At 69.2% G+C, this 798-nt stretch carries 1 protein-coding gene and 1 pseudogene; one reads left to right on the plus strand and one right to left on the minus strand.

Features of this window, described 5'->3' with window-relative positions:
* Window positions 1–94 (plus strand): IS3 family transposase (locus tag D7Y11_RS45440; RefSeq protein ID WP_367303545.1); only part of this gene is annotated, 94 nt, incomplete at its 5' end.
* Here D7Y11_RS45440 and D7Y11_RS44820 read toward each other — a convergent pair.
* A pseudogene (locus D7Y11_RS44820) lies at window positions 95–798 on the minus strand (GntR family transcriptional regulator); the annotation flags it as partial. It abuts the gene before it with no gap.

Raw genomic sequence — 798 nt, forward strand, 5'->3', positions numbered from 1 at the left:
GTTCTACAACCGGAAGCGGCGCCACTCCGCCCTGGGCTACGTCAGCCCAGTGGAATACGAGCGGAGGGCCGCAACCAAGAGGCTGGCAGCGTAGTCAACCTGTCCACCGAACCGGAGCAGGCCCAGATGCAGAATCGGCGGCGCTATGTTTTTCGTCGTGGTGGTGCAGCTCCGACGCTTCGCCCTGCGCGATAGTTGATGCGGAGGTACCGGCGCCATGCTCCTCGAGATAGGGGCGTACCTCCAGGGCGTCGTCTTGCGCGGTGGTTGACCTGGAGGTGTCGGCTCCATGCTCCTCGACACCGGGGAGTGCCTCCTGCGCGACCGCCTGCGCAGTGGTTTGCGCGGAGTCGCCAGCGCCACGTTCCTCGACGCCAGGGCGTGCCTTCGCCTCATCCGCCAGGCCGCTGGCCTGTGCGGGCGCACCAATGGGTCCCTCTTGGGCGGATGGGGCCTCGGGGGACGCAGGTGACTGGGGCGCAGGGGCGAAGGCGTTCAGCACGCGCTCATCGCGCGCCTTCAGCAGTGCCGGCAGCTCATGCTGAAGTGCCTGCACGTCGCGCTCGTTCAGAATTGCCATCACGCGGAAGGCCCACTCGCGCAGCGCCGCTCCGCCCATGAGCGGCAGCAGTTGGGCGGCGCCTCCCAGGAAGGCCCGGTGCAGGGACTGAACGAGGAGCACGTGCCCCGGACGCGCCGCCACCCGCGCCGCATGCCGCAGCAACTCGAACTCCGCCTGCGCGCAGGTTTCCCCCGACTCCCAGCGCGCCGCGTCCTGGAGCTGGTAGCACGTGCTCC

This window comes from Corallococcus sp. AB018 (assembly GCF_003986945.1).
GTDB lineage: Bacteria > Myxococcota > Myxococcia > Myxococcales > Myxococcaceae > Corallococcus > Corallococcus exiguus.